Source organism: Amycolatopsis sp. NPDC000009, from assembly GCF_055563465.1.
In genome coordinates this window covers 660404-684384 of record NZ_JBVHDI010000001.1, presented here as the reverse complement: position 1 = coordinate 684384, position 23981 = coordinate 660404, and the positions used below count along the sequence as shown (strand labels likewise).

Annotated in this window: 22 protein-coding genes and 2 pseudogenes; 12 read left to right on the top strand and 12 right to left on the bottom strand. The window is 69.8% G+C overall.

The genetic code is table 11. The features are described from left to right. Position 1 precedes the first annotated feature (1 nt). Positions 2–646 carry a nitroreductase family protein gene (locus ACZ3HL_RS03490; protein WP_465411923.1) on the top strand — a complete coding sequence of 215 codons (645 nt, stop codon included), beginning with the start codon at positions 2–4 and terminating at the stop codon, positions 644–646. 251 nt (positions 647–897) lie between these two features. Here the strand turns inward: ACZ3HL_RS03490 and ACZ3HL_RS03485 are convergent, their stop codons facing one another. Continuing rightward, positions 898–1362, bottom strand: a complete 465-nt coding sequence (locus ACZ3HL_RS03485; RefSeq protein ID WP_465528540.1) for a hypothetical protein — start codon at positions 1360–1362, stop codon at positions 898–900. A 53-nt stretch (positions 1363–1415) separates the two neighbouring features. After that, positions 1416–3914 (bottom strand): FtsK/SpoIIIE family DNA translocase, encoded by a 2499-nt coding sequence (locus ACZ3HL_RS03480; protein ID WP_465415927.1) that lies wholly within the window; start codon positions 3912–3914, stop codon positions 1416–1418. Positions 3915–4041: 127 nt separating this feature from the next. Between ACZ3HL_RS03480 and ACZ3HL_RS03475 the strand changes: the two genes are divergently transcribed. The 6 genes and pseudogenes from ACZ3HL_RS03475 (at position 4042) to ACZ3HL_RS03450 (ending at position 8856) form a co-directional block, all read left to right on the top strand. Further along, on the top strand, positions 4042–4851 hold the full coding sequence (locus ACZ3HL_RS03475) for a lysophospholipid acyltransferase family protein (protein ID WP_465415929.1): 810 nt from the start codon (positions 4042–4044) through the stop codon (positions 4849–4851). 9 nt (positions 4852–4860) lie between these two features. Continuing rightward, a pseudogene (locus tag ACZ3HL_RS03470) lies at positions 4861–5215 on the top strand (NADPH-dependent FMN reductase family protein); the annotation flags it as partial. A 70-nt stretch (positions 5216–5285) separates the two neighbouring features. After that, complete coding sequence (locus tag ACZ3HL_RS03465) at positions 5286–5576, top strand: hypothetical protein (RefSeq protein WP_465415931.1); 291 nt, start codon at positions 5286–5288, stop codon at positions 5574–5576. Continuing rightward, positions 5576–7108 (top strand): alpha/beta hydrolase, encoded by a 1533-nt coding sequence (locus ACZ3HL_RS03460; RefSeq protein ID WP_465528538.1) that lies wholly within the window; start codon positions 5576–5578, stop codon positions 7106–7108. The genes ACZ3HL_RS03465 and ACZ3HL_RS03460 overlap by 1 nt, the downstream gene beginning before the upstream one ends. 71 nt (positions 7109–7179) lie before the next feature. Continuing rightward, entirely contained in the window at positions 7180–7728 is a 549-nt protein-coding gene (locus ACZ3HL_RS03455) for a hypothetical protein (protein WP_465528536.1), read from the top strand. A 156-nt stretch (positions 7729–7884) separates the two neighbouring features. Further along, the gene (locus ACZ3HL_RS03450) at positions 7885–8856 is read left to right on the top strand and encodes an EamA family transporter (RefSeq protein WP_465415936.1); all 972 of its coding nucleotides are present in this window, start codon (positions 7885–7887) and stop codon (positions 8854–8856) included. Here the strand turns inward: ACZ3HL_RS03450 and ACZ3HL_RS03445 are convergent. After that, positions 8833–9423 carry a DUF305 domain-containing protein gene (locus tag ACZ3HL_RS03445; protein WP_465528534.1) on the bottom strand — a complete coding sequence of 197 codons (591 nt, stop codon included), beginning with the start codon at positions 9421–9423 and terminating at the stop codon, positions 8833–8835. The two genes, ACZ3HL_RS03450 and ACZ3HL_RS03445, sit on opposite strands and share 24 nt — an antisense overlap. A gap of 153 nt (positions 9424–9576) precedes the next feature. On the opposite strand from ACZ3HL_RS03445, the gene ACZ3HL_RS03440 reads away from it, so the two are divergent. Next, positions 9577–10986, top strand: a complete 1410-nt coding sequence (locus ACZ3HL_RS03440) for an amino acid permease (protein WP_465528532.1) — start codon at positions 9577–9579, stop codon at positions 10984–10986. On the opposite strand, the gene ACZ3HL_RS03435 is transcribed toward ACZ3HL_RS03440, so the two are convergent. The 6 genes from ACZ3HL_RS03435 to thyX form a co-directional block, all read right to left on the bottom strand. Then, positions 10916–12469 carry a VWA domain-containing protein gene (locus ACZ3HL_RS03435; protein ID WP_465528530.1) on the bottom strand — a complete coding sequence of 518 codons (1554 nt, stop codon included), beginning with the start codon at positions 12467–12469 and terminating at the stop codon, positions 10916–10918. The genes ACZ3HL_RS03440 and ACZ3HL_RS03435 overlap by 71 nt on opposite strands. A 344-nt stretch (positions 12470–12813) precedes the next feature. Beyond that, positions 12814–14511, bottom strand: coding sequence for a ribonuclease J (locus ACZ3HL_RS03430; protein WP_185927423.1), 1698 nt, complete (start codon positions 14509–14511; stop codon positions 12814–12816). Continuing rightward, a complete protein-coding gene (dapA, locus tag ACZ3HL_RS03425) occupies positions 14508–15521 on the bottom strand; it encodes a 4-hydroxy-tetrahydrodipicolinate synthase (RefSeq protein ID WP_465415947.1) in 1014 nt (337 codons plus the stop codon). Before dapA ends, ACZ3HL_RS03430 begins: the two co-directional genes overlap by 4 nt. Positions 15522–15632: 111 nt before the next feature. Next, positions 15633–17135 (bottom strand): serine/threonine-protein kinase, encoded by a 1503-nt coding sequence (locus ACZ3HL_RS03420; protein ID WP_465528528.1) that lies wholly within the window; start codon positions 17133–17135, stop codon positions 15633–15635. Positions 17136–17217: 82 nt separating this feature from the next. Further along, complete coding sequence (locus tag ACZ3HL_RS03415) at positions 17218–17610, bottom strand: ACT domain-containing protein (protein ID WP_034312164.1); 393 nt, start codon at positions 17608–17610, stop codon at positions 17218–17220. After that, positions 17610–18362 (bottom strand): FAD-dependent thymidylate synthase, encoded by a 753-nt coding sequence (gene thyX / locus ACZ3HL_RS03410; RefSeq protein WP_034312167.1) that lies wholly within the window; start codon positions 18360–18362, stop codon positions 17610–17612. The genes ACZ3HL_RS03415 and thyX overlap by 1 nt, the downstream gene beginning before the upstream one ends. A gap of 133 nt (positions 18363–18495) precedes the next feature. Between thyX and ACZ3HL_RS03405 the strand changes: the two genes are divergently transcribed. Together ACZ3HL_RS03405 and ACZ3HL_RS03400 are read left to right on the top strand one after the other, a co-directional pair. Continuing rightward, entirely contained in the window at positions 18496–19020 is a 525-nt protein-coding gene (locus tag ACZ3HL_RS03405; protein ID WP_465528526.1) for a toxin-antitoxin system HicB family antitoxin, read from the top strand. A gap of 10 nt (positions 19021–19030) precedes the next feature. Beyond that, positions 19031–19945 (top strand): DUF4097 family beta strand repeat-containing protein, encoded by a 915-nt coding sequence (locus ACZ3HL_RS03400; RefSeq protein ID WP_465415953.1) that lies wholly within the window; start codon positions 19031–19033, stop codon positions 19943–19945. Between the two features lie 495 nt (positions 19946–20440). Here the strand turns inward: ACZ3HL_RS03400 and ACZ3HL_RS03395 are convergent, their stop codons facing one another. Next, a complete protein-coding gene (locus tag ACZ3HL_RS03395) occupies positions 20441–20593 on the bottom strand; it encodes a hypothetical protein (RefSeq protein ID WP_465528524.1) in 153 nt (50 codons plus the stop codon). Between the two features lie 375 nt (positions 20594–20968). Next, entirely contained in the window at positions 20969–22189 is a 1221-nt protein-coding gene (locus ACZ3HL_RS03390; protein ID WP_465528522.1) for a winged helix-turn-helix domain-containing protein, read from the bottom strand. A gap of 58 nt (positions 22190–22247) precedes the next feature. Here ACZ3HL_RS03390 and ACZ3HL_RS03385 point away from each other — a divergent pair, with 58 nt between their 5' ends. Then, positions 22248–22808, top strand: coding sequence for a GNAT family N-acetyltransferase (locus ACZ3HL_RS03385; RefSeq protein ID WP_465528520.1), 561 nt, complete (start codon positions 22248–22250; stop codon positions 22806–22808). Between the two features lie 18 nt (positions 22809–22826). On the opposite strand, the pseudogene ACZ3HL_RS03380 reads toward ACZ3HL_RS03385, so the two are convergent. Next, positions 22827–23294: pseudogene (locus tag ACZ3HL_RS03380) on the bottom strand (GtrA family protein); the annotation flags it as partial. 138 nt (positions 23295–23432) lie between these two features. Here ACZ3HL_RS03380 and ACZ3HL_RS03375 point away from each other — a divergent pair. Further along, positions 23433–23954: a YqaA family protein gene (locus tag ACZ3HL_RS03375; RefSeq protein ID WP_219153473.1), complete on the top strand. Its 522-nt coding sequence runs from the start codon at positions 23433–23435 to the stop codon at positions 23952–23954. Positions 23955–23981 lie beyond the last annotated feature (27 nt).

The following is a 23981-nucleotide window of genomic DNA, read 5'->3' as shown; positions in this document are numbered from 1 at the left end:
CATGGACACCTCGGCCACCGACCACCTGCTCAGCACGACGCGAGCGGTCCGCCGCAAGCTCGACCTGGACCGGCCGGTGGAACCCGAGGTGCTCGACGAGTGCCTGCGGCTCGCGCTGCAGGCGCCCACCCCGGGCAACCAGCAGGCGTGGCGGTGGCTCGTGGTGCGGGATCAGGGCGTGAAGGACCGGCTGTCCGAGCTGTTCCGGCGGGTCGGGAAGGCGTATCTGGAGGCGAACGCGGCGGCGCTGGGCGAAGCGATCACCGAGCCCTCGGTGGCGAGGGCGTTCGCTTCGGGGCAGCACCTGATCGACGTGATCGACCGGGTGCCCGTATTCGTCATCCCGTGCCTGACCGGCAGGCCGAGCGGCGACAACGCGGCCGACGCCGCGTTCTACGGCGGGATCTTCCCGGCGGTGTGGAACTTCCAGCTGGCGCTGCGGTCGCGAGGCCTCGGCTCGACCCTCACGACGTACCACCTGACCCACGAGGCGGAGGCGGCCGGCATCCTCGGCATCCCCGCCGATGTCACGCAGGTCGGACTGCTGCCGGTCGCCTACACGACGGTGCCGGACTTCAAACCCGCGGCGCGGGTGCCGCTGTCGGAAGTCGCGTACCTCGACGGCTGGGGCAACCCGCTCCAGTGAGCAGTCGTGGCGGTTTCGCGTGTCTGGATGGACGACACGCGTGATCCGGTGGACGACACGCGTGATTGCATGGACGACACACGTGTTCCCGTGGCGCCATCGCGTGTCGTCCGTCTGATCACGCGTGTCGTCCATTCAGTCACGCGTGTCGTCCGTCTGATCACGCGAAACCGCCACTCGCGCACCTGCAGCACGGACCTGAACGTTGCGAAAGCCACTTTCGCAACACGCCACCGTGGCCGGATGCCTCGCTAAGCCTTCGACACCCGCAGGGTGACCTGGTCGCCCCCCGAACTCACGGCGACCAGGTCCACCCGGCAGGCGGCGAACTCGACGGACTGCCTGCCACCACGCCCGGTGGAGGCGAGGGCCGCCGTCGTCCGCTCACCGCGTCCCGGTTCGGCCAGGGTCAGCTCGATCACGGCCTCCCCTTCCCAGACGCAGACCATTCCCCCGGCGCAGCGGGAATCGGACACCAGGCGAGCGAAGCGGATGCTGACGTCCTTCGACGCGACCTCGGTCGTTTCACCGGCCTTGAGGTCGACGGTCGCCCCCAGCTCGACGGCGCCCCCAGCAGGCTGGGGCCGCTGTACCGGTGCGGACTGGGCCGGCGCCGGCTGAGCTGTCGCGGGTTGTTCACGCGCGGCGGAGCTGCCGGCTCCGCAGGCGAGGCCGACCAGGGCGCAGAAGACGACGAGCAGCTTCTTGAGGTCCACGTGTGCTGGACGTAGCGGAGGCTCCGGTCCGTTGCATCGGTCCTTCAAAAGCCTCAGTCGTCGGAGACGTCCCCACCGTTCGCGTCTCCGCCGCCGCGGATCATGAACAGCACCGACTCGAGTTCCTCCGGCTTGATCAGCACGTCCCGCGCCTTCGAGCCCTCCGAAGGCCCGACGACGCCGCGGCTTTCCAGCAGGTCCATCAGGCGTCCGGCCTTGGCGAAGCCGACCCGCAGCTTCCGCTGCAGCATCGACGTCGAGCCGAACTGCGAGGTGACGATCAGCTCGGCGGCCTGCAGCAGGACGTCGAGGTCGTCGCCGATGTCGGAGTCGATTTCCTTCTTCTCGCCTGCCTTCGCCGCGGTCACGCCGTCCTGATAGTCCGGCTGCGCCTGCTCCTTGGCGAAGTTCACCACCGCGGAGATCTCTTCGTCGCCGACGAAGGCGCCCTGGATGCGGACCGGTTTCCCGGCCCCCATCGGCAGGTACAGCGCGTCACCCATACCGATGAGCTTCTCCGCGCCCGGCTGGTCGAGGATGACCCGCGAGTCGGTGAGCGACGAGGTCGCGAACGCCAGCCGCGACGGCACGTTCGTCTTGATCAGGCCGGTCACGACGTCGACCGACGGGCGCTGGGTCGCCAGCACCAGGTGGATACCGGCGGCACGCGCCTTCTGGGTGATCCGGACGATCGCGTCCTCGACGTCGCGCGGGGCGGTCATCATCAGGTCGGCGAGCTCGTCGACGATCGCCATGATGTACGGGTACGGCTGGTAGACGCGCTCGCTGCCGGGCGGCGCGGTGATCTCGCCCGAGCGCACCTTCTTGTTGTAGTCGTCGATGTGCCGGACCTTGTTGACCTGCATGTCCTGATAGCGCTGCTCCATCTCCTCCACCAGCCAGGCCAGCGCCGCGGCGGCCTTCTTCGGCTGGGTGATGATGGGCGTGATCAGGTGCGGGATGCCCTCGTACGGGGTCAGTTCGACCATCTTCGGGTCGATCAGGATCATCCGGCATTCGTCCGGCGTCGAGCGCGCGAGCAGCGACACCAGCATCGAGTTCACGAAGCTCGACTTACCGGAACCGGTGGACCCCGCCACCAGCAGGTGCGGCATCTTCGTCAGGTTCGCGGTGACGAAATGGCCCTCGATGTCCTTGCCGAGCCCGATGACCATCGGGTGGTTGTCCTTGACCGTCGACGGCGCGCGCAGCACGTCGCCGAGACGCACCATCTCGCGGTCGGAGTTCGGCACCTCGATACCGACGGCGGATTTGCCGGGGATCGGCGCCAGCAGCCGGACGTTGTCGGTCGCCACCGCGTAGGCGATGTTCTTGGTCAGCGCGGTGATCTTCTCGACCTTCACGCCGGGACCGAGTTCGACCTCGTACCGGGTGACCGTCGGTCCCCGCGTGAAGCCGGTGACCTGCGCGTCGACGTTGAACTGCTCCAGCACGCCGGTGATCGCCTCGATCATGGCGTCGTTGGCCTTGCTGCGGGACTTCGGCGCGTCGCCGAGCTTCAGCAGATCCGGCGGCGGGAGCTGGTAGTCGCCCTCGACGGTCCTGGTGACCGCCAGCGGGGCCTCGGCCTTCTTCGGCTTCTTCTCTTCGACAGGCTTGGGCGCGGGCTTCGGCGGGCGCAGCGGCGTCGGCGCTTCGGCCAGCGCGGCCTCGATGTCGAGTTGCTCGCCCTCATGGTCGGCCGAAGCCTGGCGGCGGCGCGACGGCTTCCGCAGGCGGACCGACTTCGGGTCGGCTTCGGTGACGGCGTCGCGTTCTTCGTGGATGGCCTTGCGCTCGGCCTCGGCCTCTTCGATCTCTTCGGGGTCGAGGCCCCAGTTCCGCAGGCGGTGCGGGATCTCCCGGACCGGGGTCCCGGTGAACACGAGCGTGCCGAACAGCAGCGCCAGCACCAGCAGCGGCACCGCGACCCACGTGGTGACGCCCATGGTCAGGAGGCCGCCGGAGAACGCGCCGATCACCCCGCCGGCGTACATCCGGCCGTCGTTGGTCTCGGGCAGCGCGGTGAAGATGTGCAGCAGGCCGAGCACGGACAGGATCACCAGCAGGGTGCCGATGACCATCCGCGGCCGGGCCTCCGGCATCGGTTCCGACCGCATCAGCGCGACGGCGACCACGGTCAGCACCAGCGGGAGCGTCACGGCACCTGCGCCCAGCAGCGAGCGGGCGCCGACCTCCACCCAGCCGCCGATCGGGCCCGCGGCCCGCCACCAGACACCGAACGCGATCACCAGCGCGAGCGCGATGAGGCCCAGGGCGAGACCGTCGCGACGGTGCTCGGGTTCCAGTTCCCGGCCTCGGCCGACCGTCCGCGCGAGAGTGCCGAGGCCCTTCGCGAGCAGGTTCCAGGTGCCGCGCACGCCCTTGGCGAAGGTGCCGGACGAGCGCTTCCGCGGCGCCGGACGCCGTGGAGCGGGCTTCCTCGCAGCCGTTGACCTGGGCTTCGCCGGGGTACGCGGCTTGCGCGCCGGCCCCTTGCTGCCGCCGCTTCGCGCCGTACTCCGTTTCCTGGTCGTGGACCCGCTAGCCATGTCTCCACGGTAACCGCATCGCCCCTCCAGCCCCGGCTGCCACTCGGAGCACATCGAGAACATTCGTCTCAGGTCACAGCTTGAGCGGCCATCCGGGTGAAAAGCGGTTCATGACATGCTCTGCCCCATGTTCGCGCTGCATCAGGATGACAATTCGGCTCGCCGCGCCCCGGCCATCTGGCGCACGATGCTGAACATCGACCGGGGGCTGGTCAACTTCGTCGGCAAACTCACCGTGACCGGCGGTGTGCCTGCCGAACTGCGCCGTAAGCCCTTGCTCATGACGGCCAACCACATCGGTGTCTTCGACGCGTTCGTGCTGATGGCGGCCTGCAAACGGATCGGCATCAATCCGCGGTTCATGCTGGCGGGCGGCATCCTCGACGCGCCGGTCATCGGCCCGGCGCTGCGGGTCAGTGGTCATCTGCGGGTCGACCGCAAACAGGCGTCGACGGCCATCGGCCAGTTCGCCGAAGCCACCGAAGCCCTGCGGACCACCCGTGACCCGCTGATCGTCTACCCCGAAGGCCGGATCAGCCACGATCCCGGCCTGTGGCCGGAGCGCGGCAAGACCGGCGCGGCGCGGCTCGCGCTGGCCGCCGGGGTGCCGGTGATCCCGATCAGCCAGTGGGGCGCGCACGAGGCGGTGTACTGGGGCACGGAGACCGTCAACGGCCCCGCCGACCTGGTGCCGCTCGCGAAGTCCGGGCTGAGCGCGCCCATGCGGCGGCCGCGGTTCAAGGTGCACTTCGGCGACCCGGTGGACCTGTCGGAGATCGAGCCGGAACGGCCGGGCGCCGGGGTCCGCGCGCACGCCAAGATCATGCAGGCGATCACCGACGGTCTCGTCCCGCTGCGCAGGGACGAACTGGACAAGCCGCGTTTCCACGACCCGACGCGGCCGACGGACACGGTCAGCCCCTGGAAGAAGTACTGAGTCCGGACCGCGACGTTGGCGGACCTGGAGTGGACCGACGGGTTCGCGGCCCGGTTCGGCGGTCCCGCCGCCCAGCTGAAGTCCTTTTCGGACAGTACCGGCGGCCTGTGGGCCAAGGGAAAGCCGGTGAACAAGGTCGCGACGTCGTTCACCACCGCCTCCACCGCGCACAGCGGCTCGAAGCGACCGTGCCGGCGACACCGATCCGCGGCTGCTCGAATCGGGCAATCCGAACGGCGGCTCATTCGTCTCACACGAATCCGCCGAACCCGACGATCTCGCCCTGGAGGCCCTCCGGCTTCAGGGGCGACGCCTCGCCACCGTTTCGCGCCACGTCGCCGACGGCCTTTTCAAGGACGGGTGAAGGGAACCGCGGGTCCGGCTCCCGCGTCGTAGTGTGGTCACACAGCGTCACGCTACGGGGAGGAAGCGGGATGACCGGCGGGTACGAGGTGGCTTTGGAGGCGATCGGCGCGGCGTCGAGCGCGGCGAAACGGGCTTCGGACGACGTCGGGAAGGTGAACCTCGCGGCCACGCTCACCGGTGTCGCGGAGGGGTTGCCGGGCGGCGTATCGGGTGAAGCGGCCCGCCTGCTCGCGGATTCCTGGGGCCGGGCGGTGCCCGGCTGGGCCGAGAACACCGCGGACTACTCCGCACGACTCGACGCGGCGGCCGTCCGCTACCGCTCGAACGAACTGGCGGCGTCACGGGAACTCCCCGTCTGATGCTCACCTGGGGAGACGTGCGCCGGTGGGATCCGGCCGCCATCGGCGAGGTCGCCGACGCGCTCAACGACGGCTGCACCAAGATCATCGCCGCGAACGACGACGTCGGAGCCATGGCCCGCTTCACGGGCTGGACCGGCGACGCCGCCACCGCCGCCGCGACGCGGGGTGCGTCGTTGACCTCCACCCTGGAGCGGCTCGTCGCGGGAGCCTCCGCGGTCCGGCGAGGCGCTCACGAAGTCCAGATCGCGCTGGACCGGATCGTCGCGTTCGTGCGGGAGACCGACGAACTCGCCCACCGGAACGGCCTGGCCATCGGCGCCGGTGGCGAGATCTCCGTCGGCGTTCCACAGCCGGACCAGGCGCGCGTGATGGCGGAACTGGCCGACAGGATCGAGCAGGGCCTGCGCCGCGCGGCCGACGTCGACGCCGATTTCGCCGAGATCCTGCGCCGGGTCCTTCGGGGCGAGATCACCGAACAAGGCGGCAACACACTCGCCCAAGCGGCCGAAGCCGGAGCCGCGCAGAGCGGCCTGTCGATCATCGGCCCACCGGAGAACGGCACTCCCGGCGACAACAAGGCTTGGTGGGCGAGTCTGTCGGACACGGCGAAAGTCGCTCTGCTGCAAGGGAATCCGGGACTCGTCGGCAATCTCGACGGGATTCCGGCCACCGACCGCGACGCCGCCAACCGCGCCGTCCTCGCCCGCGAGATCGCGCGGCTCCAAGGCGATCCGAAACTCAAGGGCCTGGAAGCCATCCAGCAGCGGCTGGACCGGTCGGAACCGCAGGCGTTCCTGCTGGCACTGGACACCAGCGGCGACGGGAAGGCGATCGTCTCCGCGGGGAATCCCGACACCGCGGCGAACGTGGCGACCTACGTGCCCGGGACCGGATCGGAGTTGTCGAAAATCGGCGGCGACCTCAACCGGTCCGACAAGATGTGGGCCGCGGCGACCACCTCGGGCTCCCCCTCGACGGCAGTGATCACCTGGCTCGGCTACGACGCGCCGAACGAGCTCACCGACGCCGCGAGCGACAAGTACGCCGAGGGTGGCAAAGCGGCCCTCGACCAGTTCCAAGACGGGCTGCGGGAAACACACCAGGGACCGCCCTCGCACAACACGGTGCTGGGGCACAGCTACGGCACCACCGTCGTCGGGCACGCGGCCGGGGACGGCGGCCTCGCCGCGGACGAACTCGTCTTCGTGGCGAGCCCCGGCGTCGGCGCGCACGACGTGAGCGAACTGCGTCTCGACGGGGTGAATCAGGACGAGATCGGCAAGCACGTCCACGCAACGGTGGCCGAACACGACATGATCAACCTGGCGAACGTCGAGATCGCGGGGTACGACCCGATCCTCGGCCAGGACCCGACCGACGCGGACTTCGGCGGGCAGGTGTTCACCTCGGCGCCGGGCACGGACGGGTGGGGCGGGTACAGCACGGCGGCGCACAGCGAATACTGGGAAGACAACAACCCGTCGCTGAACAATCTCGGCCAGATCATCGCCGGGAAACCGACGACGTGAATCGGGCCTTCACATTCATTCTCGCCTCGCTGATGTTCTCGGCGGCCTGTTCCCCTGGAGGTGGGGACGACATGGAATCGACGATCACCGAACAGCAGGCTCGCGACAAGGTCGAGCAGTACATCCAAGGCGCGCTGTCGGCGTTGCCCGACGGCGCCGAATTGAAGCCCTTCACGCGGAACCGTTCGGAATGCACGGACCCGACCGACAAAGGCCCGCTGGGCCGCTTCGAGATCTCCGCGACCTACGAGATCATCGGCCTGGACTCCGCGCGGTTCGCCGAGCATTTCACCGCGATCACCCAGTGGTGGGAAGCGAACGCCTTCAAGATCCTGACCGACGCCCGGCCGACGGATCAGTATGTCTTCGCACGCAACACCGGCGACGCCTTCGACATGTCGATCAAGGCGAACGACCTCGGCAAGTTCTATCTCGGCGCGACCTCCCCCTGTGTCTGGCCGAACGGCACGCCCGAACCCCAGGCCCTCGAAGCCACCGAACCCGAGCAGCCGGTCGCGGCTCCCCCGGCACCGGAACCGGTCCGCAGACCACGTCGCGCTCCCGTCGACGACGAGGACTTCGCCCAGACGAACTGGACCGACGGCGGCACCTCCTTCTGACCGCCCTGATCGCGAGTCCGTGAAGGCCTCCTTAAGGGACTCTGGGTCCCTCAAGGTGGCCTTCACGGACAAAGGCCCCACCCACGAGGCTCGCCCCAAGCCCAGCCGCTGGGAAAACGGCTCGACCCGCCGCCACCCGGCCTCTAGCCTCCGGCCGTGACCGCCGAACTCGCCGCCGCCCGCACCCCGCACGTCGCGCGTCGCGGCCGGGGCATCACGCTGATCCTGCTGGCCGCCCTCTTCTTCGGGACCTCGGGCGTGCTGGGCAAACCGGCGATGCAGGCCGGGCTGTCCCCGGAGCAGGTCGCGGCGATCCGCATCGGGCTGTCGGCGATCGTGCTGCTCGCGCTGGTCGCCGTCTTCCGGCCGAAACTCCTCAAAGTCACGAAGAACGAGTGGCCGCTGCTGCTCGCGTACGGCTCGCTCGGTGTCGCGGGCGTCCAGCTCATGTATTTCCTGGCGGCGGGCCGGATCCCGGTCGGGATCGCGATCCTGCTCGAGTTCACCTCCCCGGTGCTGATCGCGCTGTGGGTGCGGTTCGTGCGCCGGGTGCGGCTGCCGAGGGTGATGTGGGCGGGGATCGCGCTGGCGATGGCCGGGCTCATGCTGGTCGCGCAGGTGTGGGAGGGGCTGAGCCTGGACGTCCTCGGGTTGCTCGCCGGGCTGGGCGCGGCCGTCTGTTCGGCGGGTTACTTCCTCCTCGGCGAGCGCGGCGTCGCGGACCGTGATCCACTCGGCATGGTCACCTGGGGGATGACGATCGGCGCGGTACTGGTGTGCGCGGTCGCCCCGCCGTGGACGATTCCGTGGGGCATCCTCGCCACGCCGGCGACGTTCGGGCCGTGGGAACCGCCGGTGTGGTCGTTGCTGATCGCGCTGGTGCTGATCGCGACCGTCCTCGCCTACGCGACGGGCATGGCGGCGCTGCGCCATCTTCCGGCGTCGGTGGCGAGCGTCGTCGGACTGGTGGAGCCGTTGATCGCCGCCGCCGCGGCCTGGCTGCTGCTGGGCGAGGCGCTCAGCTGGATCCAAGCCGCCGGCGCGGTGGTGCTGCTCACCGGCGCGTACATCGTCCAGCTGAATTCGAACGTGGTCCAGACGGACTCAACCCTGCTGGAAGCCCCGTAGGTCGCCGATCTCCTGCTGCTGCGAACGCGAAGTCGTCGCGGCGAGGTCGCGGGCGTCGGGGTTGCGGCCGTGCTGGGTTTCGGCGTCGGCGATGCGGACGCCGGCCTCGCGCTGGCGCAGCAACCTCGCGGCGAACTGGCGGTCGAAGTCCTTTCCGGACAGCCCGGCCAGTGCCGCCATGTCACCGGGGCTGATGTACCCGTCGCGCTGGACGTGTTCGAGGTTCGGGTCGTCCGGCGCCGGCTGACCCCACGCCTCGATGAGCCTGGACAGCCGCGCGATCTCCGGTTCGTGCGTGTCGATGATCCGCTTCGCGAGCACCTTCAGCTGCTCGTTCGCCGCACGGGTTTCCGCCAGGGAAGCCAGATCCACGCCCTGCTGGTGGTGCGCGAGTGCTTGCCGCGCGAACGCGACGTCGGCGTCGTTGAACGGAACGGCGGCCTGCTGCGCCACCGGTGAAGACCCGGGAGGCGCCGTCTGCGGCTGGGGTGCCTCGTCCGAGCAGCCCGCGAGCGCGACGGCGGCCAGGGCGACGGCGGGCAGGAACCGGAGGACGGCGTGCGACATCGAAGAGCTCCTCGGAACGCGCGGTGGAGGTGCCTAGGTTGGCAGAGTCCACATCGGCCTGTTCACCTGGGGTTGCGCAAACACTTTTCCTCCCGGCCTCGCGGTGCGACAATCCCGCGATCCGCAGCCACTCCGGCAGGAGGTAACCGCGACATGGGTGGGGAATCCGGTTCCGAACGGGCGGGTCTGCGCCCGGAACTGCGGCAACGCCACGTCCGGATGATCGCCCTCGGCGGCATCATCGGCGCGAGCCTGTTCATCGGCAGCGGCGCGGTCATCCACACCGTCGGCCCGGCGGCCGTCCTCTCCTACGCCATCGGCGGCCTGATCGTCGTGCTGGTGATGCGGATGCTCGGCGAGATGGCGACGGCCGCCCCGGCGCAGGGCTCCTTCATGGAATACGCGCGGACCTCGCTCGGCGGCTGGGCGGGCTTCACCGTCGGCTGGCTGTACTGGTACTTCTGGGTCGGCGTGGTCGCCTTCGAGGCGGTCGCCGGGGCGAAGATCCTGCAGACGTGGATTCCCGTTGTGCCGCAATGGATCTTCTCGCTCGTGCTGATGCTGCTGCTGACCGCGACCAACCTCGCCTCCGCCCGTTCGTTCGGGGAGACGGAGTTCTGGCTCGCGTCGGTCAAAATCGCCACGATCGTGGTGTTCCTCGTGGTGGGCGTCCTGTTCGTGCTCGGGGTCTGGCCCGGCGGATCGTTCTCGGTCGGCAACATCGCGCAGGACGGTTTCCTGGCCAACGGCCCGTTCTCGGTGGTGCACGGGGTGGTGATCGTGATCTTCTCCTACTTCGGCGCGGAGATCGTCACCATCGCCGCCGCCGAATCGCGGGAGCCCGAAACGGCCGTGCGCAAGGCGACCTCGTCGATCGTCTGGCGGGTCATCGTGTTCTACGTCGGCTCCGTGACACTGCTGGTGATGATCACCGGCTGGCGCGACATCCCGACCACGACGAGCCCGTTCGCCGCCGCGTTCGGCCGGTTCGGCATCCCCGCCGCCGAGACGGTGGTCAGCGCGGTGGTGCTGACGGCCGTGCTATCGGTGCTGAATTCGGGGCTGTACACCGCTTCCCGCATGCTGTTCGCGTTGCGCGGCAACGGCTGGGCGCCGAAATGGATCGCGGACACGAACCGGCGCGGCGTGCCGTGGAAGGCGATCCTGGTGTCCACGTCGGTCGGCTACGTGGCCGTGGTGATGAACTTCGTGTCCCCGGACAAGATCTTCTACTTCATCATCAACTCCGCCGGGGCGGTCGCGTTGTTCGTGTACGCGATCATCGCCGGCTCACAGCTCCGGATGCGGCGCCGTCTGGAGGCCGAGGCACCGGAACGGCTGAAACTGCGTATGTGGGGCTACCCGTGGCTGAGCTGGCTCACGCTCGCCGGGACGCTGGCCGTGGTCGCGTCGATGCTGTTCGTGGACTCGGACACGCGGGCGCAGCTGTACCTGAGCCTGATCAGCCTGGCGGTGATCCTCGGCGTCTACTTCATCCGGCGCCGGCGATCCGGGCCAGAGCGCCGTAAAACACCTCTCCGATCTTCGCGGGATCACGGCTGAGGAAGGCCTGGCCGCCGGCGGGCGCGACGAGCTGACGGAGTTCGGTCTCGTCGGCCTCCGGCCCGATCCCGATGGCGATCAACGGCACCGGGCGGTCCCGGTCGCTCAGCTTTCCCAGTTCCGCCACCAGGTTCTCGCGGCTGATGCCGCCGGGATCGGTGTTGTGGCCGTCGGTCATCACGATGACGAGGTTCAGCTTCCCCCGCTCCCATTCCTCGTGCGCCAGCCGGTAGATGTCGAGAACGCTGTCGTAGAGCCCGGTCTGCCCGTCCGGCACGGCGCGAACCGCGCGCAGCCGGTCGACGGCGGCCAGCTGCTGCGCGACCGGCGCCATCGGCAGGATCTCCCGGTGGTCCCGATCACCGTCCACTTTGGTCGCGAAAGCCAGAAAACGGACCTGTGACGTGGATTTGAACAGATGCAAAGCGTTCTCCGCCGCCTCCAGCGTGATCCGCAGCCGGGACTTGCCGGTTCCCGGGACCGGCGCGCTCATCGAACCGGACACGTCGATCAGCACCTGGACCCGGGCGCTCACGTTCACCGCGGCCCACTGGCTGAGCGCCTTGGCGACCTCCGCGGCGGCCGGGATCTCGGCACTGCGCTGTCCCTGTGCCGCGACGCGTTGATCGGTTTCGCCCAGCCGCAACGCCTGCACGCCCGGGGCGCGCAGCTCCGACTGTGGGCCGATCGCGGCACCGTGGAGCAGGGTGCGTTTCAGTTCCGCGACGGCCTTGCCCTGCTGCGCGGTCGCTCCCTCGACCTCGGCGAACGGGTAATCGAGGGCAGGAGCGGCGGGTGAGTACACGGCCACCGACGCGGTCTCGCCTTCAAGAAGCCCGGAATTGTGCCGCAGCACCGCGTTCTCCGCCGCGGGGAACACCGTCGCGCCGGATGTGGTGGCCGAGAACTTCCGGAGCGAGGCCACGTACGCGGCGGCGGGATCCGAGGCGTCCTTCGCGACCTCGCGCAGTGCCACCAGCGCGGACACCCCGGCGGGATCGCGTCCCGGGTCCGGCATCCCGGCGGCGATTCCGGGGTGGCCGAGCACTTCCGGCCAGGTCAGCGACTCGAGGGGCCAGCCGAGCGCCCGCGCGATCGGCTCCGCGACCGCGAGCACCACCGGCGAACTGGCGATCGACGGCCCGGAGAGAGGAACACCGGCGGCCTTTCTCAGGAACAGCGTCGAGGACGGGATCCATGCCTGCGGCCGGGGCGCCGTCCCGGACAGCTCGGCCGCGACCTGGTGGGATTCCCTGGACTGGACATCGAAGGCGACACAGGCGAGATCGAGGGCCCTGGCCGCCTCGGTGACCGCGGGCGCGATGTCGGGCGACGCGGCGACGACCACCCGCACGGGCTCGCAGCCGGGTTCGGACCGCGCCATGGCCACCCACGTGGCCGCGCCGAGTGCGGCCGCCAGCGCGATCGCCGACAGCGGGAGCAGTATCCGTTTTCGGGTCCGGGCGGTGGCGTGGCGTCCCATGGACTCTCCCGGTCTCCCGGCATGGGGGCTCGAGGAGCGTCCGAGGGTACGCCGACCCCACCCCTAGGGGAAGGCTACGACTTTCGGCGGAGAAACACCCCACCAAGGCGGGAGGTGCCCCGGCGCCGCTCGCGGAACACTTGCCCGGTAAGGAAAGCACTCGAAATCGGGGGAATTCGTGATGAACCGGCCCACTCGTGCGGAACAGCGCAAAGCCCGCAACGCGCTCTTCGGCCAAGCCCTCACTGTCGCCTTCGCGCTGCTGGTCGCGGCCGCCTCTCGCGCGTGAAGGCCCCCTTCCCTCGGCTGAGCCGAGGGAAGGGGGCCTTCACGCGCGTTCGAAGCTAGACGGGGATGACCGTCGGCACGATCATCGGACGGCGCCGGTAGGTGTCGGCGACCCAGCGGCCGACGACGCGGCGCACGGCCTGCGCGATGCGGTGCGTGTCGGTGATGCCCTCGGCCTCGGTCCTGGCGAGTTCCATCTCCACCATCGGGAGTACGGCGTCGAGCGCCTTCGGGTCGTCGGAGAACCCGCGTCCGGACACCGTCGGGCGGGTCACCGCGCGGCCGGTGCTGGTGTCGACGGCGACGGTGATGGCGATGAAACCGCCTTCGCCGAGCACGAGCCTGTCCGACAACGTCGACTCGCCGACGTCACCGACCGAGAGGCCGTCGACGTACACGTGCCCGACCTCGACCCGTCCGGTCCGCGTCGCCTTGCCGTCGACGAGGTCGACCACGACGCCGTCCTCGGCGATGACCACGTTCTCCGGCGCGACGCCGGTGCGCACGGCCAGTTCGCCGTTGGCGCGCAGGTGCTTCCACTCGCCGTGCACCGGCATGACGTTGCTGGGGCGCACCGCGTTGTACAGGTACAGCAGTTCGCCCGCCGACGCGTGCCCGGACACGTGCACCTTGGCGTTGCCCTGGTGCACGACGTTCGCGCCGAGCCGCGTGAGGCCGTTGACGACGCCGAAGACCGCGGTCTCGTTGCCCGGGATCATCGAGCTGGCCAGTACGACGGTGTCACCGGCGCGGATCGAGATCTGCCGGTGCTCGCCGCGCGCCATCCGCGACAGCGCCGACAGCGGCTCGCCCTGCGAACCGGTCGACACGAAGAGCACCTTGCTCTCGGGCAGGTCACCCGCCTGGTCGAGGTTGACCAGCAGGCCGTCGGGCACGTTCAGCAGCCCGAGGTCGGCGGCGATGCCCATGTTCCGGACCATCGACCGGCCGACGAAGGCGACCCGGCGGCCGTGCCGGACGGCGGCGTCGAGCACCTGCTGGACACGGTGCACGTGGCTCGCGAAGCAGGCGACGATGACGCGCTGGCCGACCTTGCGGACGACGTCGTCGAGCACCGGGCCGATGTCGCGTTCCGGCATGACGAACCCGGGTACCTCGGCGTTGGTCGAGTCGACGCAGAACAGGTCCACGCCCTCGTCGCCGAGCCGGGAGAACCCGGCCAGGTCGGTCAGCCTGCCGTCGAGCGGGAGCTGGTCGAGCTTGATGTCGCCGGTGTGCAGCACGACCCCCGCGGGCGTGCGGATGGCGACCGCGAGCGCGTCCGGGATCGAGTGGTTGACCGCGAAGAACTCGAGGTCGAACTCGCCCACCTTGCGGCGCTCGCCCTCGCGGACCTCGATCAGGTTCGGCCGCTGCCGGTGTTCCTTGGCCTTGGCCGCGAGCAGCGCGTTCGTGAACCGGGAGCCGTAGATCTTCAGGTCCGGGACCAGCCGCAGCAGGAACGGGACGGCGCCGATGTGGTCCTCGTGCCCGTGGGTGAGGACGAGGCCGTCGATGTCCTCGAGGCGGTCTTCGATCGCGCGGAAGTCGGGCAGGATCAGGTCGACGCCGGGCTGGTCGTCTTCGGGGAAGAGCACCCCGCAGTCGACGATCAGCAGACGGCCGCCGAACTCGAAGACGGTCATGTTGCGGCCGACTTCGCCGATCCCGCCGAGCGCCACGACGCGCAAGGCGCCTTCGGGCAGCGCGGGCGGCGGGGTGGTCGGTCCGGGTCCGGTTGGCAATGAACTCACCGAGGCATGGTCCCTACGCTGGTATGTGAGGTCGGCGCCGTGTAGGCCGCCGCTGAATCTGCTTGTGCCACTCGTGCACCATGCCAGTCACTGGCGGCGCTTTCCCCGAGCGGCACGCCCCCCTGGGCGAGATCCGCGGAAATCGCCTGGAGCTGCTCGTCGTTCGCGGCCACGATGGGCAGCCGCGGGTCACCGATGTCGAAGCCGCGCAGCCGCAGGGCCGCCTTCGAGAACGCGACGCCGCCGACGCGGGACATCGCCCGCAGGACCGGCAGCATGCCGCGGTGGTTGGTGCGCGCGGTGGAGGTGTCGCCGGATTCGTAGGCGTCCATCATGCCGCGGATACGGCCCGCCACGACGTGCCCGATCACGCTGACCACGCCGGTGCCGCCGACGGAGACCCACGGGAGGTTGAGCCCGTCGTCACCGGAGTAGTAGGCGAGCTGGGTGTTCGCGATGACCTCGGAGCCGGCGATCAGGTCGCCCTTGGCGTCCTTGACCGCGAGGATGCGCGGGTGCTCGGCCAGCCGCAGCAGCGTGTCGACCTCGATGGGGACGATCGAGCGCGGCGGGATGTCGTAGAGCATCACCGGCAGCTCGGTGGCGTCGGCGACGGTGGTGAAGTGCGCGTAGAGCCCCGCCTGGCTGGGCCGCGAGTAGTACGGCGTGACGACGAGGACGCCGTGGGCGCCCGCCGCTGCGGCCTGCTTGGCCTGCTCGACGCTGTGCGCGGTGTTGTTCGTGCCCGCCCCGGCGACGACCGTCGCGCGGTCACCGACGGCTTCGACGACGGCGCGGACGAGTTCGGCCTTCTCGGCGTCGGTCGTGGTGGGGCTCTCGCCGGTCGTGCCGTTCACGACGAGACCGTCGTTGCCCAGTTCCACGAGGTGTTCGGCCAGCTCCTGCGCCCGCTTCAGGTCCAGCGCGCCGTCGGCGTCGAAGGGGGTGGCCATCGCGGTGAGCACGCGCCCGAACGGTCTTCCCGGCGCTGCGGTGGGTGGAGTGGACATGCTGTGAAGGTACCTCCTGCCAGCGCCGAACCCCTTGCCGACGTGGTCGTTCCCGCCGAATGCGGGAGATTTTCCGCGACGAAGGCGAACTCGGCGCAAACTCTCTGTGAGCTATTTGACCTTGGTCGTGATCTGGGCGGGGATCTGGCTGCCGTCGGTCTTGGCGAGCAGGCAGTAGTACCCGCGCGAATAGTTCCGGGCGTCCTTGTTGGGCGGCCGGTTCCATTCGGCTTCGGTCGGCACGGCGGCCCGCCAGGTCAGCGAGGCCCGCTGCGCCGCGGGCACGACGTTCGAATTGAAGGTCGCCGAGCACAGCGACTCGGCGATCCGGTTGACCGCGTCCGCACCGGGATACGCCGCGACCTGGGCGTCGTCGTCCGAATAGGACTGGACTTCGAGCAGGCTGCCCTTGGCGAAGACCTCCAGCAGGTGGTCCTTGTCGCAGCTGATGCCGTCGTTCAGGTTGACGCCCTCTTTGAGCGGCACGTTGTAGCAGTCACCGGAGGAACCGAACTTGACCTGCCCGTTGATGCCGTAGCTCAGGGTGGGCTGAGCCTGGTTGTTCCCCTCCGGCGCGGCCATCCACCGGCCGAGGAAGATCCCGCCGACCAGGGCGCCGATCACGGCGACCGCGGCCAGGCTCAGCCACAGCGGGCGCAGGTCGCGCTTCGCCGGGGCCGGCGCGAGCCTGGTCATCGGCTGACCGTGCTGCGGCATCATCGCCGTTCCGCCCGAGGGCGGCGTCGGCTGGGCCTGGACGCCCTGCGCGGCCGCGAGCAGGCTGCGCACCTGGTCGTACGACATCCGCGCCTCGGGTTTGGTGACCAGCAGGCCGAGGATCGCGGCGGCCAGCGGGCCCTGCACCCTGGTCAGGTACGGGGCCTCGGTCATGATCGCGTGCAGCGTCGCGGCGGTGGTCGACCGTTCGAACGCGACGATGCCCTCCGCGGCGAAGAACAGCGTCGTGCCCAGCGACCAGAGGTCGGATTCGGGCATCGCGTCGCGGCCCTCGACCCGTTCCGGCGCCATGAACGCGGGCGAGCCGACGATCATGCCACTGGTGGTCAGCCGCGGGTCGTCGGCGGCGTGCGCGATACCGAAGTCGGTGAGTTTCACCCGGCCGTCCGGCGCGACCATGATGTTCGCGGGTTTGACGTCGCGGTGCACGATCCCGGCGGCGTGCGCGGCCCGCAGCGCGGACAGCACCCGCTCCCCCACCAGCGCGATCTGCTGCGCGGGCAGCGGACCGCGATCGCGCACCAGGTCGGCCAGCGTCGGCGCCTCGACCAGCTCCATCACGATGTAGGTGGCGCCGTTCTCGGTGACGACGTCGTACACCGTCACGACGGCCGGGTCGTTGAGGCGGCCACCGGAGCGGACCTCGCGCAGCATCCGCTCCGACAGCACCGAGGCGTCCTCGGGCGCGTTCGGGAACTTCAGCTCCTTGATCGCGACCTGACGGCCGATCACCTGGTCCTGCGCGCGCCAGACGATGCCCATCCCGCCGCGGCCGAGCTCGCCCAGCAGGGCGTATCGGCCGGCGACGATCCGCGCGCCGGTGGCCTGCTGCGTCTGCTGGGGCGGCCCGTACGGACGGGTCTGTTCGTCGGTCAAGGTTCGGTGCTCCTTCGGTTCGCGCAGGATGCCAACTCGGACCCGTTCGCGCTCCGAAAGGTTCCTTCGCCGTGCTCGTGAATCAGACCGTGACCTCGTGCCCGGCTTCCCGGAGCGCCTTCACCGCGCGCTCCAGCTCCGGCGCCCGGACCAGCACGTGGTCGGTGTCGAACGTGGACATCGAGAACAGCGCCACCCCGGCGGCGGCCAGCTCGCTGGACAGCGCCGCGATGATGCCTGTCAGCGTGAAGGCCAGCGGCCCGCGCACCGACAGCAGCCGCCAGCCGTCCTCGACGGTGGCCCCGGCCGGCGCGAGACCGGCCGGGCAGATCACCGACAGTTCCTCCGGGGTGCGCGTGATCGAGATCAGCACGGGCTCGCCGGGGTCGAGCAGGTTCGCCGGAACCGGCGCGTCCGGGGCGAGGCGGGCGACCGTGTACTCGCCGGGCCGGACGTCGATCGCGAGGCGTCGCATCAGCCTTCGAGGACCTTCGGGCTGGACGCGACCTCGGTGCCGTCGGGCAGCGCGGAGATGGTGAAGTCCGCGAACACGTTGCCCGAAGCCTTCTGCAGCTCGCGCAGGCACTCGATGGCCAGGGCGCGGATCTCGACGTCGGCGTGCTCGGTGGCGCGCATCGCGATGAAGTGCCGCCAGGCGCGGTAGTTGCCGGTGACCACGATGCGGGTCTCGGTCGCGTTCGGCAGCACGGCGCGGGCGGCCTGGCGGGCCTGCTTGCGGCGCAGGGTCGCGCTCGGCACGTCGGCGAATTTCTCCTCCAGCCCGGCGAGCAACTCGGTGTAGGCGTCGACGGCGGCCTGCGAAGCGGCGAGGAACTTGGCGTGCAGCTCCGGGTCCTGCGCGATGACGTCGGGCTCGACGAAGGCGGCGTCGCGCTCCGGCACGTAGCGCTGCGAAAGCTGCGAGTAGGAGAAGTGACGGTGGCGGATCAGCTCGTGCGTCAGCGACCGGGAGATGCCGGTGATGTAGAAGCTGACGGAGCCGTGCTCCAGCACCGAAAGGTGGCCGACGTCGATGATGTGCTCGAGGTAGCCGGCGTTGGTGGCCGTCTTCGGGTTCGGCTTCTTCCAGGACTGGTAGCAGGCCCGGCCCGCGAATTCGGCCAGCGCCTCACCACCGTCGGCATCGGTCGACCACGGTACGTCCGACGGCGGGAAGAACTCCGTCTTCGCGATCAGTTGAACCTTGGGTGACACGGTCTCGGCCACGTTCGCACTCCTTTACGACCCCTGCTCCACGACTCCGGGCAGCCTAACCGCAGCCCTCCTCGACGCCGGGGCGACATCACGGTGACGTCATGGACTCCTTGACTGACATCAGAAGTGACGTCATAGTGGTGTCATGGATCTGACGCCGTACATCACAAGCCTTCGCGAGGACCTCGCGAACACGGCTTCGGCCGGCGACGAGCAGACGCGGCGCGCTGCCGCGCTGCTGTCGTCGGCGCTGGAGCCGGCCGCCCGCCTGACCATCATGAACGCCCTCGCCGACCTGGCCGCCGAAGTGACCTCCGCGCTGCCGGGGCACGTCGTCGACGTCCGGCTCGACGGCCGCGACGTGCGCGTCGTCGTCACCGGCTCGGGCTCCGGCTCCGCCGAGGGCGCCGAGCAGTCCGCGCCCCGCCAGGAGGCGCCGCGCGCGCCCAAGGTGGACACGGGCGACATCACCCGCATCACGCTGCGCCTGTTCGAGCAGGTCAAGGGCCAGGCCGAAGCCGCAGCCGCCGCGCAGGGCGTCTCGCTGAACACGTTCGTCTCGCAGGCCGTCCAGGGGGCGCTGGGCAAGGGCGGAAGCGAGCACTGGCACTACAAGCAGAAGCCGGGCGGCGGTGCCGGTTCACACCTGCACGGCTGGGTCCAGGGCTGAGGGGACGGAAATGACCGAGGAAAGCATTCCCGCCGGTGAAGAGACCGTGCGCGTCGAGGACTTCGAGGCCGAGGGCCCGATCGAGGTCGACGTGAGCGTGGGCATCGGCCGGGTGACCATCGAACTGACCGACGAGAGCGGGGTCCACGCCGAGGTCCGCCGCGACGGCGGCGAACAGCAGCCGTGGGTCGACGGGATGACGAGCCTGCTCAGCTGGGTCGGGGAACGCTTCGGAGACCAGCTCGGCGGCTCGCCGGTCGGCTCGGCGGGTGACGCCGTGGCGCAGACGCGGATCGAGAAGGTCGGCAACCGGCTGGTCGTCCAGGCGCCGAAGGCCTGGCAGCTGAAGAACGTCCCGCTCGCCGTGACCGTCCGGGCGCCCGCCGGTTCGCATCTGGAGGTGCGGGCCGGGGCGGCCGACGTCACCGTCACCGGGGTCGCCGGGCGGGCCGATCTCATGACCGGCGCCGGCAAGATCAGCCTGGAGCGGGCCGACGGTTCGGCGATCGTCCGCACCGGCACCGGCGACATCAAGGTCGGAGCGACGCTGTCCAGTCTCCAGCTGCGCACCGGCAGCGGCGCCGTCGAAGCGTCCTCGCTGTGCGGCTCGGCCACGATCGCGACCGGTACGGGTGACGTCTGGCTCGGTGAGATCGCGGGCGAGGTACTCGCGCGCACCGGCAGCGGCGACCTCTCGGTGACGGACGCCGCCTTCGGGGCACTGGAGCTGACCACCGGATCCGGCGAGGTCCGGGTCGCGATCCGGGGCCGGGTCCGGGCGGAGATCGACCTTTCGTCGACGACCGGTTCGGTGTCGAGCGAGCTGGACGTCGCGGAGAGCGCCCCTTCCGACGGCGAGGTCGTGCTGAAGGTGAGGGCGCGCACCGGCACCGGCGACGCGGTGGTGACCAGCGCGGCCAGCTGAGGTCGCGGGCCACGGGGGGATCGAGGGACCTTTGCTACCACTTTTCCACGGGGGTGGGAGCAAAGGTCCCTCGCTCATTTCGGGCGTTGCCAGGCCCGGGGGGGCGAGAGACACTCCCGGCGGCGTGTTGCGAAAGCCACTTTCGCAACGTTGAAGGTTGCGAAAGTGGCTCTCGCAACCTCTCCGGTAGGCGGGTGGCTGTCCAGGTAACCCAGGCACCGTCGGTACCCAGATCTAGTCCGTGAAGGCCTCCTTGAGGGACTCTGAGTCCCTCAAGGAGGCCTTCACGGACTCGGTAATCGTCACATGGGACCCACAGGAACCAGCGGTCACAGCGGGTGCGCGTGAAGGCCCTCTTCCCTCGGCTCAGCCGAGGAAACTCGACCTTCACACCTTGCCGCGCCAAGCGAGCCAGGCCGCTCCCGCCCTCAGCGCAGGGGGATCGAGGGACCTTTGCTCGCACTTTCCACGGGGGTGGGAGCAAAGGTCCCTCGCTCATTTCAAGTGGTCGCGGACGGCCGAGAGATGAGTGTCGGTGATCCCAGTGCGCGGATCGACCCGCACCAGACCGGTGACCTTGTCTCCCCGCCGGGACAGGAACGCGTCCCGGGCGGCGGGGTACAGGTCGAAGTCGTCATCGAGCCACACGAGGGGCCGCTGCCCGGCATGACGGGCGACGGCGTCGAACTTTCATCCGCTGTCGACGTTCGCGCAGTCGACCACGGCGAGCGTGGGCAGGCCGATGGCCGGGCCCACCATGATGTTCGCCTGATGGCCCCAGGTCGTCGCCCAGACCAGCTCCGCGTCCCCTGCCGCGTCGAGGAGCGCCTTCCCGTGATCCGGGACCCGGAAATCCCAGCGGTTTGGGCTTGGCCGCGAAAGGGTTCAGCGGACCGTCGACGTCGAGGAAAAGCACCGGCCGCATCGGACCATGATGCCCGAGGCCCGCCCACGAATCGGACGTTGATGAAGGATTTGGGACGTTGAGTGTCCCGGATCCTTCATCAACGGGCTCGGTCCGGATCAGTGCACGAGGCGCGACAGCACCGGAGCGAGATCGCCCCGCTCCCCCACCGCGACCCCGTCCAGCCCCTGCCAGTCCGCCATCAGTCGCAGCTCGCCCGCCAGCTCACTGGCGACCCGCGCGACATCCACGCCGGGCTCGGAGAAGGCGCCCTGGACGCGAAGCACCCCGGCGGCCCGATCGCATTTGAGGTCGACCCGGCCGACGAGTTCGCCGTCGAGCAGGAACGGGAACACGTAGTACCCGTAGATCCGCTTCGGCTCCGGCACGTAGATCTCGATGCGGTAGAAGAAGTCGAAGATGCGCTCGGTGCGGGCGCGTTCCCAGATCAGCGGGTCGAACGGCGACAGCAAGGCCCGGCCGGTGACGCGGCGAGGCGCCTTCGCCGCGACGTGCCGGTACGCCGGGGCGGGCCAGCCGTCCACGGTCACCGGTTCCAGCACACCCGCCTCGACCAGTTCCGCCACCGCCCGCTTGCTGACGTCCGGGCCGAGCCGGTAGTAGTCCCGCAGATCCGGTTCGGTGCCGATGCCCAGCGCGACGGCCGCGCGGGTGATCAGCTCGCGGGCGCCCTCTTCGGGGCGCACCCTCAGCGACAGGATCTCCGGCGGGACGACGCGTTCGGTCAGGTCGTACAGCCGCTCGAACGACCGGCGCGTGCCGGTGGTCAGCTGCCCCATGCCGAAGAGCCATTCACAGGCCTTCTTGACCTCCGACCGCTCCCACCACGATCCGGGTTTCGAACCGCCTGACTTGCCCTCCAGCGCGCGCTCGATGCCGCCGGCGCCGATCGGCCCCTGTTCCTTGACGACGGTGAGGATGTCGTCCACCAGCTGGGGCGTCTGCTCCAGTACCCGGGCGTAGTTCGTCCACCAGCCCATGCGTTTCGCCCCGGACCGCAGGAGCGGCCAGTCCGCCACCGGCAGCAGACTCGCCTCGTGCGCCCAGGTTTCCACCAGCATCCGGGGTTTGCGCGCGGAATGGGTCCATGCCGCGTCGTCCACCAGCGCAGGCTCGTACGCGCCGAGCCGGGAGAAGAGCGGCATGTAGTGCGCGCGGACCGCGACGTTGACCGAATCCAGTTGCAGCAACTGGATCCGCGACAGCACGCGCTGCAGATGCCTCCTCGTCACCGCTCCACCGGGACGCGCGTCCGCGAACCCTTGTGCGGCCAGGGCGATCCGGCGCGCGACCGGCCCGCTGATGGTCGTAGTGCTCATCGCCGCATGGTGCCATCCACCACCGACAGTTTTCGGCCGCACCGCTAATCTGCGCAGCATGGCCGCCGCCGAAGTCCGCCCAGCAGTCGTGTCCGACGCCCCCGAGATCGCCCGCATCCAACGCGACACCTGGCGAAGCGCCTACACGGAGCTGCTCGGCGAAGCGGCTGTCGCCGGGCTCGACATCGAGGAACTCGAAAAGACCTGGACCGAGACGATCGAGTACCCGGGCACGCGTGTCTTCCTCGCCACCGAAGGCGAGTTCACCGTCGGGTTCTGCGTCGCCGGCCGTGCCCCGGCGAGCGAGGTGGCCACCGCCGACGGTTCGCTGCCCGACGACGCGCCGACGACGGCGTTGATCGCTTCACTGCTGGTCGAGCCGCGCTGGGGACGGCGCGGGCACGCGGGGCGCCTCCTGGCGAACGCGTCCGCCTGGCTGCGCGAGGACGGCGCCACCCGCGGGATCAGCTGGGTCGCCCAGACCGATCACGCGTCACTGGGTTTCTTCCGCCGCGCGGGCTGGTCGCCCGACGGGACCGTCCGCATCCTCGACACCGGAAGCACGAACGTGCGCGAAGTCCGGCTCACCGGCGGCCTCGACCTCGAGCTCACTCCCTGATTTCGCGAACACGACCCAGCGCATCACCGAGTACATGAAGACGCCTTCGCACGCCCCGGCGATGAGCCGGGAGAGGCGGTAGTCGACGCCCAGCGCGGCCAGCCCGGCGCCGACGCCCAGCAGGAACGCCACGTAGTTGACGACGATCGCGATGACGTACAGCACCGCCTGTTTGCCGACGGGCGCGTGCGAGCGGAAGTTCATGCTGCGGTTCAGCACGAAACTCAGCCCGAACGCCGTCGCGTACGCGAGCGTGATCGCCAGCCACACCGGCAGGCCGAGCCAGCCGCGAAGCAGGGTCAGCAGGATCAGGTCGACCCCGAAGGTGAACCCGTTGATGAGCGCGAAACCGAGGAAACTCGGCGCCACCAGCCGGGAGAGCCCGAAGGGGAGGCGCCGCACCACGGCCGCGCAGAAGTCGGCGAAGCGATCCGCGAAACCTTTGCCGCGGACCGCGTCGTGCACGTCGGCCACGGGGTTCAGCATGGCAGCGGCAGGTGGCCGCGAGCCGACGAACAGGTGATCTTCTGGTGCGGCCCGGAACCCGGGAACGGGGGCTGGCCCCAGTGCGTCCTGGTTTTCAGCTGATAGCTTGGAGAGAACGAAGATAACGGGGAGGCAACGATGGTGGGCTGGTTGCTCCTGTCGTTCGGCGTCGCCTTCGGTTCCGCGATCCTCCCCGTCGTCAGCATCGAGATGTTCCTCATCGGCCTGTGCGCGAGCCAGCCGACGATGCCGTGGCTGCTGCTCGGCGCCATCGTCGCGGCCGGTCAGGTGGGTGGGAAGACGCTCTACTACCTCGCCGCGAAGGGCACGATCAAACTTCCGAAACCGCTGCACGACCGACTGCACCGGGAGCGGCCGCCCACCCCGCGCCGGGAAAGATGGCGGGCGCGCACCAAGAAGATGCGCGCCCGGCTCGACGCACTGCGCGAACGATGCCACCGGCATCCGCATTGGATGGCGGGCACATACGGGGTCAGCTCGGTCGTCGGCCTGCCGCCGTACATGGCCACGAGCGTCCTCGCGGGGCTGGTGCGGATGCCGCTGGCGACGTTCCTGGCCACCGGTTTCCTCGGTCGCTGGCTGCGGTTCAGCCTGCTGGCCGCCTCCCCCGCCCTGTTCGCGGGCTGGTTCCACTACTGAGCCGGAAATGGTGATGCGCGCCATGGC

Excerpts from the sequence above, each read along its gene's own strand:
- ACZ3HL_RS03490 (WP_465411923.1), top strand. The coding sequence starts at position 2 with ATGGACACCTCGGCCACCGACCACCTGCTCAGCACGACGCGAGCGGTC.
- ACZ3HL_RS03480 (WP_465415927.1), bottom strand. The coding sequence starts at position 3,914 with ATGGCTAGCGGGTCCACGACCAGGAAACGGAGTACGGCGCGAAGCGGC.
- ACZ3HL_RS03475 (WP_465415929.1), top strand. The coding sequence starts at position 4,042 with ATGTTCGCGCTGCATCAGGATGACAATTCGGCTCGCCGCGCCCCGGCC.
- ACZ3HL_RS03465 (WP_465415931.1), top strand. The coding sequence starts at position 5,286 with ATGACCGGCGGGTACGAGGTGGCTTTGGAGGCGATCGGCGCGGCGTCG.
- ACZ3HL_RS03460 (WP_465528538.1), top strand. The coding sequence starts at position 5,576 with ATGCTCACCTGGGGAGACGTGCGCCGGTGGGATCCGGCCGCCATCGGC.
- ACZ3HL_RS03455 (WP_465528536.1), top strand. The coding sequence starts at position 7,180 with ATGGAATCGACGATCACCGAACAGCAGGCTCGCGACAAGGTCGAGCAG.
- ACZ3HL_RS03445 (WP_465528534.1), bottom strand. The coding sequence starts at position 9,423 with ATGTCGCACGCCGTCCTCCGGTTCCTGCCCGCCGTCGCCCTGGCCGCC.
- ACZ3HL_RS03440 (WP_465528532.1), top strand. The coding sequence starts at position 9,577 with ATGGGTGGGGAATCCGGTTCCGAACGGGCGGGTCTGCGCCCGGAACTG.
- ACZ3HL_RS03435 (WP_465528530.1), bottom strand. The coding sequence starts at position 12,469 with ATGGGACGCCACGCCACCGCCCGGACCCGAAAACGGATACTGCTCCCG.
- dapA (WP_465415947.1), bottom strand. The coding sequence starts at position 15,521 with ATGTCCACTCCACCCACCGCAGCGCCGGGAAGACCGTTCGGGCGCGTG.
- ACZ3HL_RS03415 (WP_034312164.1), bottom strand. The coding sequence starts at position 17,610 with ATGCGACGCCTCGCGATCGACGTCCGGCCCGGCGAGTACACGGTCGCC.
- ACZ3HL_RS03405 (WP_465528526.1), top strand. The coding sequence starts at position 18,496 with ATGGATCTGACGCCGTACATCACAAGCCTTCGCGAGGACCTCGCGAAC.
- ACZ3HL_RS03400 (WP_465415953.1), top strand. The coding sequence starts at position 19,031 with ATGACCGAGGAAAGCATTCCCGCCGGTGAAGAGACCGTGCGCGTCGAG.
- ACZ3HL_RS03390 (WP_465528522.1), bottom strand. The coding sequence starts at position 22,189 with ATGAGCACTACGACCATCAGCGGGCCGGTCGCGCGCCGGATCGCCCTG.
- ACZ3HL_RS03385 (WP_465528520.1), top strand. The coding sequence starts at position 22,248 with ATGGCCGCCGCCGAAGTCCGCCCAGCAGTCGTGTCCGACGCCCCCGAG.
- ACZ3HL_RS03375 (WP_219153473.1), top strand. The coding sequence starts at position 23,433 with ATGGTGGGCTGGTTGCTCCTGTCGTTCGGCGTCGCCTTCGGTTCCGCG.